The organism is Streptosporangium sandarakinum (assembly GCF_013409935.1).
GTDB lineage: Bacteria > Actinomycetota > Actinomycetes > Streptosporangiales > Streptosporangiaceae > Streptosporangium > Streptosporangium nondiastaticum.
The window spans coordinates 477,114-492,924 of sequence record NZ_JACCCO010000003.1 but is presented as its reverse complement, the minus strand read 5'-3'; the positions used below and the strand labels follow the sequence as shown (position 1 = coordinate 492,924).

Genomic DNA, 15,811 nt, shown 5'->3' with positions numbered 1-15,811 from the left:
GATCCTCCGGTTCCGGCCGGGAGGAGGGCGTCAGCCTTCACGCTCCTCCAGCCACGCGAGGACCTCGTCGTTGTGCTGGCCCAGGACCGGTGGGGCGGTGTGCCGGGCGGGCGGCTCGCCGTCGAAACGCAGTGGCGGGCCGGGCAGTTCGATGGCGCCGAGCACGGGGTGGTCCACCTCGATGAGGAGCCCCTGCGAGCGGGTCTGCTCCCAGGCGTAGACCTCGTCGATGGACCTGACCGTCCCGGCGGACACGCCGGCCGCCTCCAGCGCGGCCAGCCAGTGGGCGCGGCCGTGCCCGGCCAGCGTCCGCTCGATGTCGGCGACGAGCTCGTCGCGGTGCTCGCACCTGTCGCGGTTCGTCGCGTATCCGGGGACGGCGGGGTCGAGGCCCAGCAGCGCGGCCACCTTCCGCCACTGCGCGTCGTTGCCCGCGGCGATCTGGATCATGCCGTCGGCGCAGCGGAACGCGCCGTAGGGGGCGATGGAGGGGTGGTGGTTGCCGACGCCCACGGGGACCTGGCCCGCGACGGTCCAGGCCGTGCCGTGGTAGGCGTGCACGGCGGCCACCGAGGCCAGCAGGGAGGTGCGCACGACCTTGCCGCGCCCGGTCCGTTCCCGTTCGTAGAGGGCGGCGGCCACGCCGTAGGCGCCGTGGATGCCGGCCAGCAGGTCGGCGATGGGAGAGCCGACCCGGTACGGCTCGCCGGGCGGACCGGTGACGCTCATCAGCCCGGCCTCGCCCTGGGCGATCTGGTCGTACCCGGGACGGCCGCCCTCGGGGCCGTCGTGGCCGAACCCGGTGATCGACAGGATGACCAGGCGGGGGTTGAGCTCGTGCAGCCGCTCGACGGAGAAGCCCAGGCGGTCCAGGACGCCGGTGCGGAAGTTCTCGACCAGCACGTCGCTCCGCCGTACCAGGCGTTCGACGAGGGCTCTGCCGCCGGGTGTCTTGAGGTCGGCGGTGACCGAGCGTTTGTTGCGGTTGGCGGCGAGGAAATAGGTGGAGACGTCGGCGTCGGGACCGACGAAGGGCGGGCCCCAGCCTCTCGACTCGTCGCCGCCGACGGGGTGCTCGACCTTGATCACCAGGGCGCCCAGGTCGCCGAGCATCTGCGCGGCGTGCGGCCCCGCGAGCGCACGCGACAGGTCGAGGACGACGATGTCTCCGAGGGCTCCATGCAAGATCAACCTCCGTCGGTGGTGGTCGAGCCTAGTCGAACCTGGGCGGGGAAATCATTCTCCGCCATCGGCGGGGCCGTTCCGTACCCCGGACCGCCACGGCTTCCCACTAAACCATGACAGAAGTGAAAAATGTTGTCAGAAACCGCGGTCTCCCTGGGTATCCGCGGGTTTTTCCCCGGCTTTCCCATGGTTTCTAATGGAAAGGTGGATGTCATCTCCTTCGAGAATCTCGCCCGGACGGTTCTGGAACTGCCGCCGTCATGCGGCCCGGTCCGCGTCGTCGCGGTGGACGGGCCCGGCGGCTCTGGCAAGACGACCTTCGCCGGGCGGCTGGCGCGGACCCTGAACGCCCAGGTGGTCCACAGCGACGACTTTCCGGTGCCGTGGAACGAGCCGCCGGTGGCCTGGTTCCGGCACGTGGAGGAGGGGGTGCTCACCCCCCTGGCGGCCGGCCGGCCCGGCGGGTACCGCCGCTACGACTGGGTCCGGGAGACCCACACCGACTGGGTGGAGGTGCCGATCGCGCCGGTGCTGCTGCTGGAGGGGGTGAGCACGGCCCGGCGCGACACCCCGGCCGCCCTCACCGTCTGGGTGGAGGCGCCCGGCGACCTGCGGCTGGCACGCGCCCTGGCCCGGGACGGCGCCGAGTTCGCGCCGCAGTGGAGCCGGTGGACGCGGTCCGAGCGGGAGTGGTTCGCCACCGACGGCACCCGCGACCGGGCCGACCTCCTCGTCGACGGCGCCGCCGTACCGGGCGAGTTCGTCCTGCTGGACCGGGCCGGCGAGGACACCCCCGGCTGACCCCCGGCTCAGTCCTGCGCCGGCAGGGTCGCGCAGGGGGCGTCGCCGCAGACGTCGACCACCAGGCCGTCCCGCAGGAAGTGGGCCTTCTGCACCCGCGCCCGGACGTCGTTGCGCGGATCCTCGTGCGGGTCGTGCCCGTACTGCGGGCCGAGCGGGGGGACGTTCCCCGTCGGCGGGGCGGGCGTGCCGCTGTCCCAGACGACCAGCGCCGACCCCTCGTACGGCGCGCGGGGCAGCGCCCGCAGCCCCCAGAACGGCGCCACGTCCGGGCTGCGGCCCTCGGCGAGCGCGGGCCGGTGGACCCGGGCCCCGATCGTGCGGGCCTCCACCTCGGCGGTCACCGTGGCGACCTGGTGGTCGCCGAAGGCGGCGTGCAGCAGCACGCGGTGGCGGGGCGAGCCGGGCAGCGGGTCGTCGGTCAGGTGCTGGGCGTAGCCGTTCGTCTCGGCCCGGTCCCACAGCATCTGCATCAGCGCGAAGCAGACCTGCTGGGTGAGCCTGTCCGGGTAGGCGGCGTCCATGAGCCGCTGGAACGGCTGGAAGTCGACGCTGCGGTTGAGCAGCGTGCTGTAGTTCATCCCCGGCACGCCCAGCACGGCGTTGCGCACGTCGGGCGAGACGGCGACCAGCGCGCCGCCCGCGATGGCCCCCTGGCTGTTGCCGTCGTAGGCGAGACCGGCCCGCCGGTCGATCAGCGCCCTGCCGTGCCCGTCCTGGAAGGCTTCGTGGCCCGCGAAGCCGTCTTTGGCGGTCATCGCCCGGCCGAGGAGGACGAAGTTCAGCAGGCTCTGCTGGAGGCGGTCGGTGACCGTGCCGAACCGGGAGAGGTCCGCGAACACGCCCGCCACGTGCTGGACGTCCTCCTCCGCCATGCCGATCCACTTGGTCGCGCAGAAGACGAAGCCGTGCTCGGCGGCCATCGCCCGCACGTTGGCCGCGCGCACCTCGGTGGCCCGGCCCAGCAGGCCGTGGCCGTACAGGGCGGCGCGGGCGGGCCGCCGGAACGCCGAGCGCGGGATCTCGCACTGGTACTGCGCCTTCAGCGTGTCGCCGAGCGGGCGGGGCAGCCCGTCGGGGCCCCGGTTGAGGCTCGACCCGGGCGGGCCGCCGGGCTTGTCGAGGTGGTTGGGGACGGAGATCTCGCCGCTGACCTCGCGGGCGATGCCCGGGTCCTGCTCCGGCGTGAGGTCGGTGACGGAGCCGACCGTGAACTCCGGCGAGCGGCCGCGCAGCGAGCGCAGCGTCCGGTCGCGCATGGCGAGCACCGGCCCGGCGATGCCCTGATCGCTGGCGACGGTGAAGTCCCAGGCCAGGTAGAGGCCCTCGGCGTCCACCCCGGCCCGGCCGAGGTCCTCGACCGTACGGCGCAGCGCCCGCTGCCGGGTGGCGAGCGGGTCCCGCGCGGGCAGGTCGTCGCCGAGGAGCCGGGCGAAGGTCTCCGGCGCCGGGATGTCGCGCCCGGTGGCGTCCTTGAGCCCGCGCAGGGCGACGGCGTAGCGGTGGCCCTCCCGGAAGTTGCGCGCCGGCCGGACGATCAGCGCCCGGCGGGCGGGGTCGGCGGCGTTCGCGTCCAGCTCCGCCCAGTACGGCCAGCGCTCCCCGGTACGGGTGTCCACGATCACGACGGGGGCGTCGCGGCGCAGCGACCACCCGATGTCGGTGACCGGTGCGGCACCCGTCCTGCCCAGGTCGATCCCGGGGACGTGGGCCAGCAGCATGGACCCGGGTGAGAAGCCGTCGGCGGCGTTCCACTGCGCGGGGTCGACGGGAACGCCCGCCGCGTTGCGCGGCATCGCCTCGGCCGCGAGGTTCACCCGCAGCCCGGTGCGGGTGCGCGCCCGGGTGGTGAACCAGTCGTTGGGGAACGGCAGCAGGCATTCGGCGCCGGCGACGGGATCGCATCCGGCGGTGCCCGGGGCGGGCGGCACGGGCTGGACGGGCTCGGCATGCGCGGCGGTCTTCGAGAGCGTCGTCGCGACGGCCTCGGAGAGGGACTTCGCGGCGGCCCTGGAGAGGGTCTGCGCGGCGGCCCCGGAAAGGGTCTCGGCGGCGGCCTTCGCCGGAGCCTTCGCGGCGGTCTCCGAGAGGGACTCCGCGGCGGTCTTCGCGGGAAGGGGACCGGTCTCCGCGGGGGCGGGCGCGGCCGTGATCGATAAGAAAGCCGCGGCCAGCGCGAGGCTGGCCACCACCGATCGAAGGCGCATGCGCGTCCCATCCCGTCTCCCGGATCGCCCCGGGTACGGCGACGATCACGAATGCCCAACCGAAGCAGAACCCAGGACGATCCACTCGTCAATGGGAGATCACAGGATGACGTCAAAGTGTGTCGAACCCGTTGTAAGAGTCCGTACGGCGGAGGCGCGGCTTGACACGCGCCGGGGAGATCTCCACCATTCCACTAATCCAATAGTGAAAGGTGGCTGCGTGATCGAATTCCGCCTCGACCGGGGGTCGGGGGTGGCGACCTACCTCCAGCTCGTCCAGCAGGTACGCCACGCCCTCCGCCTCGGCGTGCTGCAACCCGGTGACCGGCTGCCCACCGCCAAGGAGGTCGTGGCCCGGCTCGCGATCAACCCCAACACCGTGCTCAAGGCCTACCGCGAGCTGGAACGGGAGGGCCTGGTCGCCGGGCGGCCCGGCCTCGGCACGTTCGTGCAGCGGTCGCTGGGCCAGACCTCCATGGACGACCGCGCCCGGCTGCGCGCCGAGCTGGTCCGCTGGGTGCGCGACGGCCGTCAGGCCGGCCTGACGCTGGAGGACCTGGAGGCGCTCATCGCCTCGGTCCTGACCGACTCCTTCCGGCAGGAGATCGCATGAACACGCTGAAGACCCCCTCTTCCCGGCGGGGGATCGCATGAACGCGCTGGAGACCACCGGCCTGGGCATGCGCCACCGGCGCACCTGGGCGCTGCGCGACTGCTCGGTGGCGGTCCCGGCCGGCCGGGTCGCCGCCCTGGTCGGGCCGAACGGCGCGGGCAAGACCACCCTGCTCCGGCTCGCCGTGGGCCTGCTCACCCCGACCACGGGACAGGTGCGGATCTTCGGCCGCCCGGCCCGCGAGAGCGGGGAGCGGACGGCGTTCGTGGCCCAGAACAAACCGCTCTACACCGGGTTCCGGGTGTCGGAGATGCTCCGGTTCGGACGCGGACTCAACCCCCGCTGGGACGACGCGGCGGCCCGGCGGCGGTTGACCGAACTGGGCATCCCGCTCGACCGCAGGATCGGCCGGCTCTCCGGCGGCCAGCGGACACAGGTGGCGCTGACCGTCGCGTTGGCCAAGCGCCCCGACCTGCTGATGCTGGACGAGCCGCTGGCCGACCTGGACCCGCTGGCCCGCGACGACGTGGCACGCGGCCTGATGGGCGCGGTGGCCGAGACCGGGCTGACGGTGCTGCTGTCCTCGCACGTCGTCTCCGAACTGGAGGGCGTCTGCGACTGGCTGGTCGTGGTCAACGGGGGCCGGGTCCAGGTCAGCGGCGACATCGACGAACTGATGGCCCGGCACAGCCTGCTGACCGGACCGGCCGAGACCGCCGACGCGCTCGCCGCCCGGCTGCCGGTGGTCTCCCGGAGCGGCGCCGGACGGCAGGCCACCCTGCTCGTCCGCGACGACGCGCCGCCGCCCGACCCGCGCTGGAGCGCCCGCCCCGTGACGCTGGAGGAGATGGTGCTGGCCTACCTCCGCACCCCCGACGCAGCGGCGCTCCCCCGACCCGCCCTGTCCCCCGCGCACTGACCCCCGCACCCGGGCCCGCCGCACCGGCCGGGCCTCTCGCGGCTCCTTCGACGAGCCCTCCGCGAGTCCCTTCGAGAGGAACCCTCCTTGTTCTGGCTGACCTGGCGGCAGCACCGCGTGCAGATCCTGGTGACCGGCGGGCTGCTGCTCGCTCTGGGCGTGCTGATGCTCGTCTCGGCCCTGCGCGCCACCGCCTATCTCGCCGAGTACGCGCCGCCCGGCTGCCCCGGCCCGGCGGTCTCCTGCTCGGCTGTGAACCAGGTGGTCTACACCGACCACTACCGGCCCGTCTTCCTCGTCTTCGGCCTGCTGCCCATATTCGGCGCCGCGCTGATAGGCGTGTTCTGGGGGGCGCCACTGCTGGCCGCGGAGTTCGAACGCGGCACCAACGCCCTGGCCTGGACGCAGGCGGTGCCGATCCGGCGCTGGCTGACGGTCAAGCTCGGCATGCTCGGCGCACTGGTGGCCGGTGCCGCCCTGGCGCTGTCGGCGATGGTCGGCGCGTGGCGGAACATCTTCTCCGGCGTGACGGGCGACGTCACGATGGAACCAGGGAACTTCACCATCACCGGAATCGTCCCGGCCGCTTGGTGGCTGTTCGCGTTCGCGGTCGGCGCCGCCGCCGGAACGGTGACGCGCCGCACCCTCGCCGCGATGGCGGTGACCGTCGCGGTGATCTGCCTGGCTCTGCCCGTCGTCTTCTCCAGCCGCCCCTCCTACGCCGAACCGGTGCGGGTCGTCACCGCCGACCGGTCGTCGGTCGCCCGCGGCGGGGGCGCCCTCGTCCGGGAGTCCTGGGTGGACCCCTCGGGCCGGGAGCTGACGGCCCCGCCCCCGCCCCCCTGCCCGCTGCCGGCCGGCGTGGACACCCGGTCCGACCGGGCCCAGTTGCTCGGGGAGGAGTGCCTGGTCGGCTCCGGCTACCGGTACGCCGTCTACTACCATCCCGTTGACCGGTTCTGGCGCTTCCAGTTGACCGAGACGGCCATCCTGCTCACCGGTGCCCTCGCCTTCGGCGCCCTCGCCGTCGTCCGCACCCTCCGCCACCGCGGCTGAACCGCACCGCCCCGGCCCCCGGGTCATCCGAAGCCGTCACATGAAGTCGACATCGGCGTACGGCAGGTCGCCGGACAGCGACGGGAAGCCGGGGCCGCGGTCGAAGAAGGGCGTGGTGCCGGGGAGCGCGGCGCGAAGCCTCGCGCGGCGCAGGGCGGTGGCCTCGGCGTCGACCAGCGGCCCGTCCGCGGACTCCGCGAGGCCCACGAGCTCCGCGCGGCCGGAGCCGCCTGGGATGTCCGGCCCTCCGGACCCGCCGGAAGGGCGCAGGACCACCCCGTAGTCGTCGCGGGCGCTCTCCGGCGAGACCTTGCCGTCGCGGACGTCGGCGGCCACCGCCTCCGGGTCGCGGTCCAGCGGGCAGCCCCAGCCGCCGCCCCCGGTGGTGCGCACCCGGATGACCTCCCCGGCGCGGACCGGGGCGTCGTCCACCAGGCCCTCCATCACCCGGCCCTCGATCTCCACGGAGAACGGCCGCCCGGCCCGCCCGCCGTTCACCCCCCAGCACGACAGGATCGACCGGTCCGCGATGGACATGAACGAGGCGTCGCGCAGCATCCGCACATGCTTGTCGTAGCCGAGGCCGCCCCGGTGCAGCCCGGGGCCGCCGGAGTCGCGCGCCAGGCCCAGCCGCTCGACCCGCAGCGGCCAGCGGGACTCGGCGAACTCCACCGGGATGTTGCGCGAGTCGGGCACGACGTGGATGGTGTCCTCGCCGTCGGCGTACCACCGGCCGCCCGAGCCGCCGCCGAGGACCTCCCGCATCAGGTACGGCGCGCCGTCCGCGCCGGTCCCGTGGACGCCGGTGTAGCGGATGGTCTCCTGGTCGGCCGGCATCCGCCCGCCGGTGGCCTTGGCCAGCACCCCGGCCAGCACGCCGAGCAGCCGCAGGATCACGAACGTGCGGGCGTTGGTGGGGGCCGGGAAGATCGGGGTGAGCAGCGTGCCCTTCTCCGGGAAGCGCATCCCGATCAGCGGGACGACGCCCTCGTTGACGTCCAGCTCGGCCATCCGATCGGGGGTGTCGGCGAGGTTGCGCAGGATCGGCGCGAGCCACTTCTTCAGGAACACCCCGTCGGCGTAGTCACCCGCGTGGTTGATCGGCCCCCTGGCCTGCGGCGAGGTGCCGGTGAAGTCGACGACCAGCGGCGGGGTGGCGGAGTGGTCGACGGTGAGAGTGATCCGCTGGGCGTGCAGCCGGGGCGGGTCGACGCCGTCGTGCTCGGCGTAGTCCTCCCAGACGTGGACCCCTTCGGGGATCTTCGCCAGCAGCTCCCTGCGGAACGTCTCGGCGGTGTTCGCGATGATCGCGTCGAAGCACGCCTCGACCGCCTCACGCCCGTAGCGGGCGAACAGCTCCGCCAGCCGCCGGGCGCCCATCAGGCAGGCCGAGCACTCGGCGTCCAGATCGCCGGCCAGCGAGTCCGGCATGCGCGAGTTGCGGGTCATGATGGTGAGCGCCGCCCGGTTGGGCACGCCCCGGTCCCACAGCCTGATCGGCGGGACCATGAGGCCCTCCTCGAACACGCTGCGCGCGTGCGAGGGCATCGACCCCGGAACCGCCCCGCCGATGTCGTCGTGGTGCCCGAACGCCTGCACGAAGGCCACCACGGCGCCGTCGTGGAAGACCGGGACCGTCACGCACAGGTCGGGCAGGTGACCGATGCCGCCCTCGGACAGGTAGACGTCGTTGTGGAAGAACACGTCGCCGGGGCTCATCTCCGCGATCGGGAAGTCGCGGACCACGGGCTGGACCAGCGCCGAGTACGACCTGCCGGTGAGCTTGCGCAGCCGCGCGTCGTGGATGCCGGCGCGGAAGTCGTGGGCGTCGCGGATCATCGGCGAGCGGGCGGTGCGCGCGATGGCGGTCTCGACCTCCCGTTCAACCGAGGCGAGCGTGCCCTCGACGATCTCCACCAGCACCGGATCGGCCGTGCTCATCGGTCGCTCACCGCCCCTCGCCCACTCCTGCTCACCGGCTGTTCCCCGCTTCTCCCCCGCTCAGGGTTCACGGCGCACCTCCAGGTTCCCGTACTCGTCCATCCGCGCCGTGAAGCCCGGGTGCAGCGGCAGCGTGGAGCCGTACTCCTCGATGACCGCCGGGCCGCGGACGGTCATCCCGGGGGCCAGCGCGGCGCGGCGGTGAATCGGCACCCGCGCCCACCCGTCGTGGAAGACCTCCCGGACCGCCGCCGGCGGCGGGGGTTCCGCCGCGCCGTACGGCCTGCGCCGGACGGCCGGGCGGGTGATGGGGCCGATGCCGGAGACACGGAGGTTGACCCACTCGACGCCGTGGCGGGGGTCGTCGCGGTAGCCGTACCCGTACAGCCGCCGGTGGGCCTCGTGGAAGCGGTCGAGCACCTCGGCCCGCCACGCCTCGTCCGGCGGCCCGGCCGGGACGGGCACCCGCACCTCGTACGCCTGGCCGTAGTAGCGCAGGTCGGCGCTGCGGGCGTAGACGTGCCGGTCGGCGGGGAAGCCCTCGCGGGTCAGGGCCTCGGCGGCCCGTCCCTCCAGCTCGCCGAAGACGTCGGCGGCGTCCGCGAGGGAGAGGTCCCGGGTGACGAAGGTGCGCACGTGGTCGTCCTTGACGTCCACGGTGAGCAGGCCGAACGCCGACACGTTGCCCGGGTCGGGCGGCACCAGCACCGACGGCAGGCCGAGGATGTCGATCAGGCGGCACGCCGGCAGCGGTCCCGAGCCGCCGAACGCCACCATGGGGAAGTCGCGCACGTCCAGGCCCCTGCCGACGGTGATCCGGCGAATCGCGTTGGACTGGTTGAAGGCGCTGATCTCCAGGATGCCGACGGCGGTCCGCTCGGCGCTCAGCCCGAGCTTGCCCGCCAGCTCCTCGACGCCCCGCCGCGCGGCGTCGGCGTCGAGCGGGATCTCCCCGCCCAGCAGGTACGGCGGCACCCGGCCGAGGAAGACGTGCGCGTCGGTGACGGTGACGTCGGTGCCGCCGCGGCCGTAGCAGAGCGGCCCGGGGTCGGCCCCGGCAGACCGGGGGCCGGCCTTGAGCGTGCCCTCGGGCGAGATCCACGCGATGGAGCCCCCGCCCGCGCCGACGGTCACGATGTCGATCATCGGGATCTTGCACGGGTAGCGGCCGACGGAGCCCTCCGTGGTCAGCGACGGCTCGCCGTCGACCACCACCGCGACGTCGGTGGAGGTGCCGCCGCCGTCCAGGGTGATCACCGAAGGGTGACCGGCGGTGGAGGCGATCAGCGCGGCGCCGAGCGCGCCCGCCGCCGGGCCGGAGAGCACCGTGGTGACGGGCCGGTGCACGACCTCGGCCGCCGACAGCACGCCGCCGTTGCTCTTCATGACCGAGAACGGCATGCCGAGCCGGTCGGCGAGCCCGGCGATGTAGCGGCGCACGGTCGGCTTGACGGCGGCGTCCACCAGGGTCGTGACGGACCTCTCGTACTCGCGGTACTCGCGCAGCACGTCGCTGGAGATCGAGACGACCGCCTCGGGGTGCTCCCGCGCCAGGACCTCACGCATGCGCAGCTCGTGCGCGGGATTGGCGTAGGAGTGCAGGAAGCACACGCCGATCGCGGTGATCCCCCGCTCCCGGAACCACCTGGCCGCCGCCACGGCCTGCTCGACGTCGAACGGCCGGACCTCGGCGCCGGTGTGGTCCAGGCGCCCGCCGACGGTCCTGACCCGATGCACCGGGACGATCCGCGGCGGCTTGACCCAGAAGTAGGAGTTGCCGTAGCCGTCCGGGACGCTCTGCCGGGCGATCTCCAGGATGAACTCGAACCCCTCGGTGGTGACGAACCCGAGGCCGGAGACGCGGTCCTCCAGGAGCTGGTTGGTGGCGACGGTCGTACCGTGGACGACCGCGGTCACGCTCTCCAGACCCCCGGCCCCGGCTGCGGCTGCGGCCTCGGTTCCTGCTCCGGCTGCGGCTGCGGCTGCGGTGAGGACCTTGCGCACCCCCTCCATGAACCCGTCCGCCGGGTCGGCGGGCGTGGAGGGGGTCTTGACGGTGGTGATCTCCCCGGTCCGCTCGTCCACCGCGACCACGTCGGTGAACGTGCCGCCGGTGTCGACCCCGATACGGACGCTGCGCATGCTCCCGTGTCTACCCAGTACGGCGGGCCCTGCGAATCGGCGGACCCTGCCGAAGCCACGCGGAGCCGTTGGGCAGTCTTCGGCCAACCGGCGGAGAAACCCCGGGCGGCCTTCAATGGCGATCCACCTGTGCCCACCGCCATGATGTCCCGATGCACAAGGCGACCGCTTACCATGGCGCGCTCGGCGACTTCTTCGCCGAGCATTCGGATACGAGCCCGTACAACGCCTACACCGACAGACCCGCGATGCTGCGACTCGCAGGCGATGTCTCCGGGGCCAGAATCCTGGATGTCGGCTGTGGGGCAGGCCACTACGCGGCCGAACTCTCGGCCCGCGGCGCCCAGGTGGTCGGAATCGAGGGCAGCGCCACGCTGCTGCGCCACGCACGAGCACGCGTGAACGGTCACGCGGAACTGCTCCTCCACGATCTGGAGGAGCCACTCGGCTTCGCCGCTGACGCATCGTTCGACGGTGCGGTCTGTGCCCTCGTATACGAGCACATCAGAAACCGGGTGCGACTACTGGGCGAACTGCGCCGCATCCTGCGGCCAGATGGATGGCTTCTGGTATCGACCACTCACCCCACAGCCGACTGGTGCCACTTCGGAGGCTCGTACTTCAGCCACGACTGGAGGGACCTGCCTCTTGGAGACGGTGAGCTCTCCATCCACTACCAGCGCATACCGTTGGAGACCTTCCTGGGCGAGCTACTGGCCGCAGGATTCGTGCTGGAGCAACTGGTCGAACCCCGCCCGGCAGCCGGCCTGCGGGAGATCGATGAAACCGCCTACGAAAAGCTTCACCAAGCGCCGTCCTTCCTCGCGGTGAAACTGCGGCGTCCCTGATCACAGTCAGTGGGACTTCACCTCCGCGGTACAGGAAAAACCGCCTCCGGCCGGGGCGCTGGAAATTAGGCCCATGGCCAGGGAGGACCGGCCCTCTGCTCGGCTCAGCGCCTCAGTCGGACTGCAGTCGATGCGGAAGTGTCAGGTGCAGTTCAGCATGTCCCGGGAGCAAGAGGCGGCCGCCTTCTTCTGATTCGCAGGTTCAGAGTTCGAGGTCGACAGAGAAGCGCGTGAGGCGGTCTCGAACCAGTCGTCGGCGTTCCACGGGAAGGCGGTGAGCATTCATCGCCGTCCGCAGAAGGCCAGGATCGAATCCGTGGGCGCCCATGTGATCGAGGAGAGGCTCATAGCGATCAGGCCGATCCCGTAGAAGCTCCGTGGCCAACCGGAGCTCCAGACGGACCACAGGGACACGATGAGAGCCGCACGTGACCATGACATAGTGCCGCCATGGGCCGGGGCCGACGCATTCCAGCCCGTCCGAGTCGACCTGCCGTTCGACGGTGCTGATCTCCATCTTCACTCCGTCGATCTCGTACCTGGCGAAGTACTGCGAAGCCGCTGGGAGCCAGGCCGCCGGGTGAAGGCACGGGAACGACGAGAGGGCCGTGGCGAACGTGTCCACATCCTCTCGCCGGGCCACCAGGAGGTCGACGTCCCCGGCCGGGAGACGGACACCCTGCAGGAGAGCGGCACCGGTGCCGCCCACCCGGTAGTCGAAGTCGGCGTCCACGGCTCTCAGGGCCGTGAGCGCCGTGTCCAACGTGGTCACGATGTCCGTCAGCCGCAGAGATGGTCCACCGTCGCCCATGGAGGCCAGAGTATTGGTCACGGCGCGAGACCAGAAGCCCCGCGGGGACTTCCGGGCACCGGTCTCCGGAGGCCGGCGGGAACTCTCGGGCCCCTACGATCGCTGAACACATGACCGTCATCCCCGACGCGGAAGGCATCGCCCGTGCGCAGCTCGTTCTTCGGCAACATGGACCAGGGGCAGGTCCCCGGTCACTTCGTCCTGCAGAACGCCAAGATGCTGCGGGTGCAGCTCAACGGTGAGGTGCTGGCGCGGCAGGGGTCGATGGTCGCCTTCCAGGGGAAGATGGACTTCGACTACGAGGGCGGCGGGGTCGGCAAGCTGCTGAAGAAGATGGTCACCGGCGAGGGCGCGCCGCTGATGCGGGTCCGCGGGCAGGGCATGCTCTTCCTCGCCGACAACGCCCAGGACGTGCACCTGTTCTACCTGGAGAACGAGGCGATCACCGTCAACGGGACGAACCTGCTGGCCTTCGACCCGCAGCTCACCTGGGACATCCGCCGGGTGCAGGGCGCGGGCGTCGCGGCCGGGGGCCTGTTCAACACGACGCTCACCGGCACCGGCTGGGTCGCGGTCACCGCGCACGGCACGCCGGCGCTGCTCGACACCTCCTGGGGCCCGACGTTCGCCGACAGCCAGTCGGCGGTGTGCTGGAGCGCAGGGCTGGGCGTGGGGATCAACCGCACCTTCAAGGCGGGGGCGCTCATCGGGCGCGGAAGCGGCGAGGCCGTACAGCTCGCCTTCCAGGGGCAGGGGTTCGTCCTGGTCCAGGCCAGTGAGGGCCCGATCGTGCCGCAGTCGCGCGGCTGACCCGCCGGAAGGCGGGAGACGCCGGAAGGCCGCGGGAAGCGCCGGAAGACAACAGAAGGCACCAGGAAGCGCCGGAGAGCGGCAGGAAACGGGCCGCCCGGCGGGAGGGTTCTCCCGCCGGGCGGCCCGGCGTGCGAGGGTCCGTACGGGGCGGGTCGCGACCCGCCCCGTACGGGGACGGTCAGCGGCGGCGCGGCCCCATGATGGAGCTGATCACCGCGTCCGCGTCGTGCGCGTGGACCTTCGCGGCCAGCCGGATGGCCATCTCGTTGGTACGGCGCAGCTCGGCCTCGGCCCGGTCCTTGCCGGACTGGCCGACCTGGACGCCGAAGTAGGCGCCGATGATCGCGCCCGACACCCCGACCAGGCCGGCGAACGGCGCGGCGCTCTCGCCGGCGCGCATGCTGATCACGACGAACGCGACGAGGATGACCAGCAGTCCGGTGAGGACGACGTAGAACCCGTAGCGCCAGCGGGCCGCCTCGGCCTTGGCCGCGACGACCTCGTCCTCGGTCATCATCGCGGTGAGCGCGGGGATCTCCGCGGTCTCGGCTGAGCCGGCCGGACCGGCGCCCGAGGGCTGCGCCGGTGCGGTCGCCGCGGGTTTCCGGCCCACGGAGTTCCGCTCGACACCGTCGACGGGGGGCATGGAGGGTTTGGTGGTGGTCACGGGCGCTCCCACTCTCTCAAGGTCAAAAGGGGATCTCCCTCTCTGTTCACATGGTGCCGGATCCGGCCGAACTCGGCGGTACCGGCAAAGGACCTGTTAATTCCTACCAGCGCACCGTCCGCCCAAACACCCCGCCCTGACCCACTAGGCTGGCGGCCCGTGACCGAATCGTCCGCGCTTTCGACTGTTCCCCCCAGGACCCGGGACGGGGTGCTGCGCTTCTACTTCGGCCCGATGGACTGCGGCAAGTCCACGCTGGCCCTGCAGATGAACTACAACCACGGCCGTCAGGGCAGGCGCGGTCTCGTGCTGACCAAGCACGACCGCTCGGGCGGGCCGAAGGTCACCAGCCGGATCGGGCTGGACAGCGAGGCCATCGAGGTGGTGGACGACCTCGACCTGGTGGACCTGGTCCGGCGGCACGAGCCCGTCGACTACGTCATCTGCGACGAGGCGTGCTTCTACACCGTGGACCAGATCGAGCAGCTCGCCGACCTCGCCGACCACCACGGTGTCGACGTCTACGCCTTCGGGCTGGCCTCCGACTTCCGTTCGCAGATGTTCCCCGCCGCCCAGCGCCTGTTCGAGCTGGCCGACGAGATCAGCCGCCTGCAGGTCGAGGTCCTGTGCTGGTGCGGGCGTCCCGGTCTGCTGAACGCCCGCGTGGTCGGCGACAGGATGGTCCGCACCGGCGAGCAGGTCGTCATCGGCGACACCGACGCCGCCCTGATCCGCTACCGGGTGCTGTGCCGGCGGCACCACCGCGCGGGCGACCTCGGCGAGGGCTGAGCGCGCCGGGCCGAAACCGCCCGAGCCGCCGGATCGGACGCGGCCCCGGGCCGGCCGTACCCCGCGTGACCCCGGACCGCCGGACGGACGGGAGCGGCGAACGCTACCCGGAGTCCTCGGCGATGTCCTCCAGGCGGGCGGCGAGCCGGTCGGCGTCGCCGTCGACCAGCGCGGACACCGCACGCCACCAGGCGAACCACTCGCCGCTGCGCCACATCCAGTCGACCCGGTCGACCGCGGCCACCACGTCGCCCCTGGTCCGCCACGGCTCGCCGGCCTGCCCGGCGGAGGCGCCGTTGTCCAGGGCCCAGGCGCGCAGGGTCCGGGCGGCGTCGCCGTCGACGGGCTCGGCGTAGGGGTCGGGGTCCTCCTCCAGCCGGTGCGGGCCGAGGCCGGCCGCCACGCCCCAGCTCCACTGGGCCTCGGCGGGGCGGGAGTAGCGCAGGGAGGCGAAGTCGAGGTTGGAGCCCAGCTCGCCGTCGGGGCGCCTGACCACCAGCGCGTCGAGCCGGCCGCCCGCGTCGAAGGCGACGACGAGGCGCCTGCCGGGTTCGGCGTCCGGCGGCAGGCCGACGCGGTCCTCGGCCTGCCAGGAGTTCAGGTCGGCCGACGCCGCGGGCGGGCCCCACACCTCGTCGGCGGCGTCGTCGGCGATCCAGGCGGCGAGCATCTCCAGCACGGTCAGGTCTGTCCACGGGTCGATGGCGGTCGCGGCCGCCAGCGCCTCGTCGGGCGCGGGCAGCTTGTCGCCGCGGGGCCGCCGCCACCACTCCTCCCCCAGGTCGCGGGTGCCGACCAGCAGGGCGGCCACCGCCGATAGCTCGGTGGAGCGGCGGGTGAGCGGCGCTCCACGCGCCAGCTCCACGCAGTGTTCGACACGACCGGCCCCCAGCGCCGCCTCCGCCTCGCGGAGCAGGGCGCCGGCCTGGGGTCGCTCCGTGCCCAGCAGGCTCGTGACGAGCCTTCTGGCCTCGGTCCGGGCATCCTCCGCACGTGCCTCCCGCATACCCGCCACGTTA

The 15,811-nt window shown here is 72.7% G+C and carries 14 protein-coding genes; 7 read left to right on the top strand and 7 right to left on the bottom strand.

The features are described from left to right. Nucleotides 1–30: 30 nt before the first annotated feature. A complete protein-coding gene (locus tag HDA43_RS28625) occupies nucleotides 31–1,185 on the bottom strand; it encodes a CaiB/BaiF CoA transferase family protein (protein ID WP_179827156.1) in 1,155 nt (384 codons plus the stop codon). Nucleotides 1,186–1,389: 204 nt separating this feature from the next. Between HDA43_RS28625 and HDA43_RS28620 the strand changes: the two genes are divergently transcribed. Beyond that, on the top strand, nucleotides 1,390–1,986 hold the full coding sequence (locus HDA43_RS28620) for a uridine kinase family protein (RefSeq protein ID WP_312873586.1): 597 nt from the start codon (nucleotides 1,390–1,392) through the stop codon (nucleotides 1,984–1,986). A gap of 8 nt (nucleotides 1,987–1,994) precedes the next feature. On the opposite strand, the gene HDA43_RS28615 is transcribed toward HDA43_RS28620, so the two are convergent. After that, complete coding sequence (locus tag HDA43_RS28615; protein ID WP_218912671.1) at nucleotides 1,995–4,193, bottom strand: hypothetical protein; 2,199 nt, start codon at nucleotides 4,191–4,193, stop codon at nucleotides 1,995–1,997. Between the two features lie 220 nt (nucleotides 4,194–4,413). On the opposite strand from HDA43_RS28615, the gene HDA43_RS28610 reads away from it, so the two are divergent. The 3 genes from HDA43_RS28610 to HDA43_RS28600 all read left to right on the top strand — a co-directional run bounded on the left by HDA43_RS28610 (nucleotide 4,414) and on the right by HDA43_RS28600 (nucleotide 6,781). Further along, nucleotides 4,414–4,806 carry a GntR family transcriptional regulator gene (locus HDA43_RS28610; protein WP_179827152.1) on the top strand — a complete coding sequence of 131 codons (393 nt, stop codon included), beginning with the start codon at nucleotides 4,414–4,416 and terminating at the stop codon, nucleotides 4,804–4,806. 37 nt (nucleotides 4,807–4,843) lie between these two features. Continuing rightward, nucleotides 4,844–5,725, top strand: a complete 882-nt coding sequence (locus tag HDA43_RS28605; RefSeq protein WP_179827150.1) for an ABC transporter ATP-binding protein — start codon at nucleotides 4,844–4,846, stop codon at nucleotides 5,723–5,725. Between the two features lie 87 nt (nucleotides 5,726–5,812). After that, complete coding sequence (locus tag HDA43_RS28600; RefSeq protein ID WP_179827148.1) at nucleotides 5,813–6,781, top strand: ABC-2 membrane transporter-related protein; 969 nt, start codon at nucleotides 5,813–5,815, stop codon at nucleotides 6,779–6,781. 36 nt (nucleotides 6,782–6,817) lie between these two features. On the opposite strand, the gene HDA43_RS28595 is transcribed toward HDA43_RS28600, so the two are convergent. Both HDA43_RS28595 and HDA43_RS28590 read right to left on the bottom strand, forming a co-directional pair. After that, the gene (locus tag HDA43_RS28595) at nucleotides 6,818–8,722 is read right to left on the bottom strand and encodes a hydantoinase B/oxoprolinase family protein (RefSeq protein WP_179827147.1); all 1,905 of its coding nucleotides are present in this window, start codon (nucleotides 8,720–8,722) and stop codon (nucleotides 6,818–6,820) included. Nucleotides 8,723–8,782: 60 nt separating this feature from the next. Then, complete coding sequence (locus tag HDA43_RS28590) at nucleotides 8,783–10,864, bottom strand: hydantoinase/oxoprolinase family protein (RefSeq protein ID WP_179827146.1); 2,082 nt, start codon at nucleotides 10,862–10,864, stop codon at nucleotides 8,783–8,785. 152 nt (nucleotides 10,865–11,016) lie between these two features. Here HDA43_RS28590 and HDA43_RS28585 point away from each other — a divergent pair, with 152 nt between their 5' ends. Continuing rightward, on the top strand, nucleotides 11,017–11,712 hold the full coding sequence (locus HDA43_RS28585; RefSeq protein ID WP_179827145.1) for a class I SAM-dependent methyltransferase: 696 nt from the start codon (nucleotides 11,017–11,019) through the stop codon (nucleotides 11,710–11,712). Nucleotides 11,713–11,914: 202 nt separating this feature from the next. Here the strand turns inward: HDA43_RS28585 and HDA43_RS28580 are convergent, their stop codons facing one another. Further along, nucleotides 11,915–12,523, bottom strand: a complete 609-nt coding sequence (locus tag HDA43_RS28580; RefSeq protein ID WP_179827144.1) for a hypothetical protein — start codon at nucleotides 12,521–12,523, stop codon at nucleotides 11,915–11,917. Nucleotides 12,524–12,667: 144 nt separating this feature from the next. Between HDA43_RS28580 and HDA43_RS28575 the strand changes: the two genes are divergently transcribed. Continuing rightward, complete coding sequence (locus HDA43_RS28575) at nucleotides 12,668–13,333, top strand: AIM24 family protein (RefSeq protein ID WP_179827143.1); 666 nt, start codon at nucleotides 12,668–12,670, stop codon at nucleotides 13,331–13,333. Between the two features lie 181 nt (nucleotides 13,334–13,514). Here HDA43_RS28575 and HDA43_RS28570 read toward each other — a convergent pair whose 3' ends face one another. Next, nucleotides 13,515–14,003, bottom strand: coding sequence for a hypothetical protein (locus HDA43_RS28570; protein ID WP_179827142.1), 489 nt, complete (start codon nucleotides 14,001–14,003; stop codon nucleotides 13,515–13,517). 159 nt (nucleotides 14,004–14,162) lie between these two features. On the opposite strand from HDA43_RS28570, the gene HDA43_RS28565 reads away from it, so the two are divergent. After that, the gene (locus tag HDA43_RS28565) at nucleotides 14,163–14,792 is read left to right on the top strand and encodes a thymidine kinase (RefSeq protein ID WP_312873585.1); all 630 of its coding nucleotides are present in this window, start codon (nucleotides 14,163–14,165) and stop codon (nucleotides 14,790–14,792) included. 103 nt (nucleotides 14,793–14,895) lie between these two features. On the opposite strand, the gene HDA43_RS28560 is transcribed toward HDA43_RS28565, so the two are convergent. Next, the gene (locus HDA43_RS28560; protein ID WP_179827141.1) at nucleotides 14,896–15,798 is read right to left on the bottom strand and encodes a hypothetical protein; all 903 of its coding nucleotides are present in this window, start codon (nucleotides 15,796–15,798) and stop codon (nucleotides 14,896–14,898) included. Between the last annotated feature and the right edge of the window lie 13 nt (nucleotides 15,799–15,811).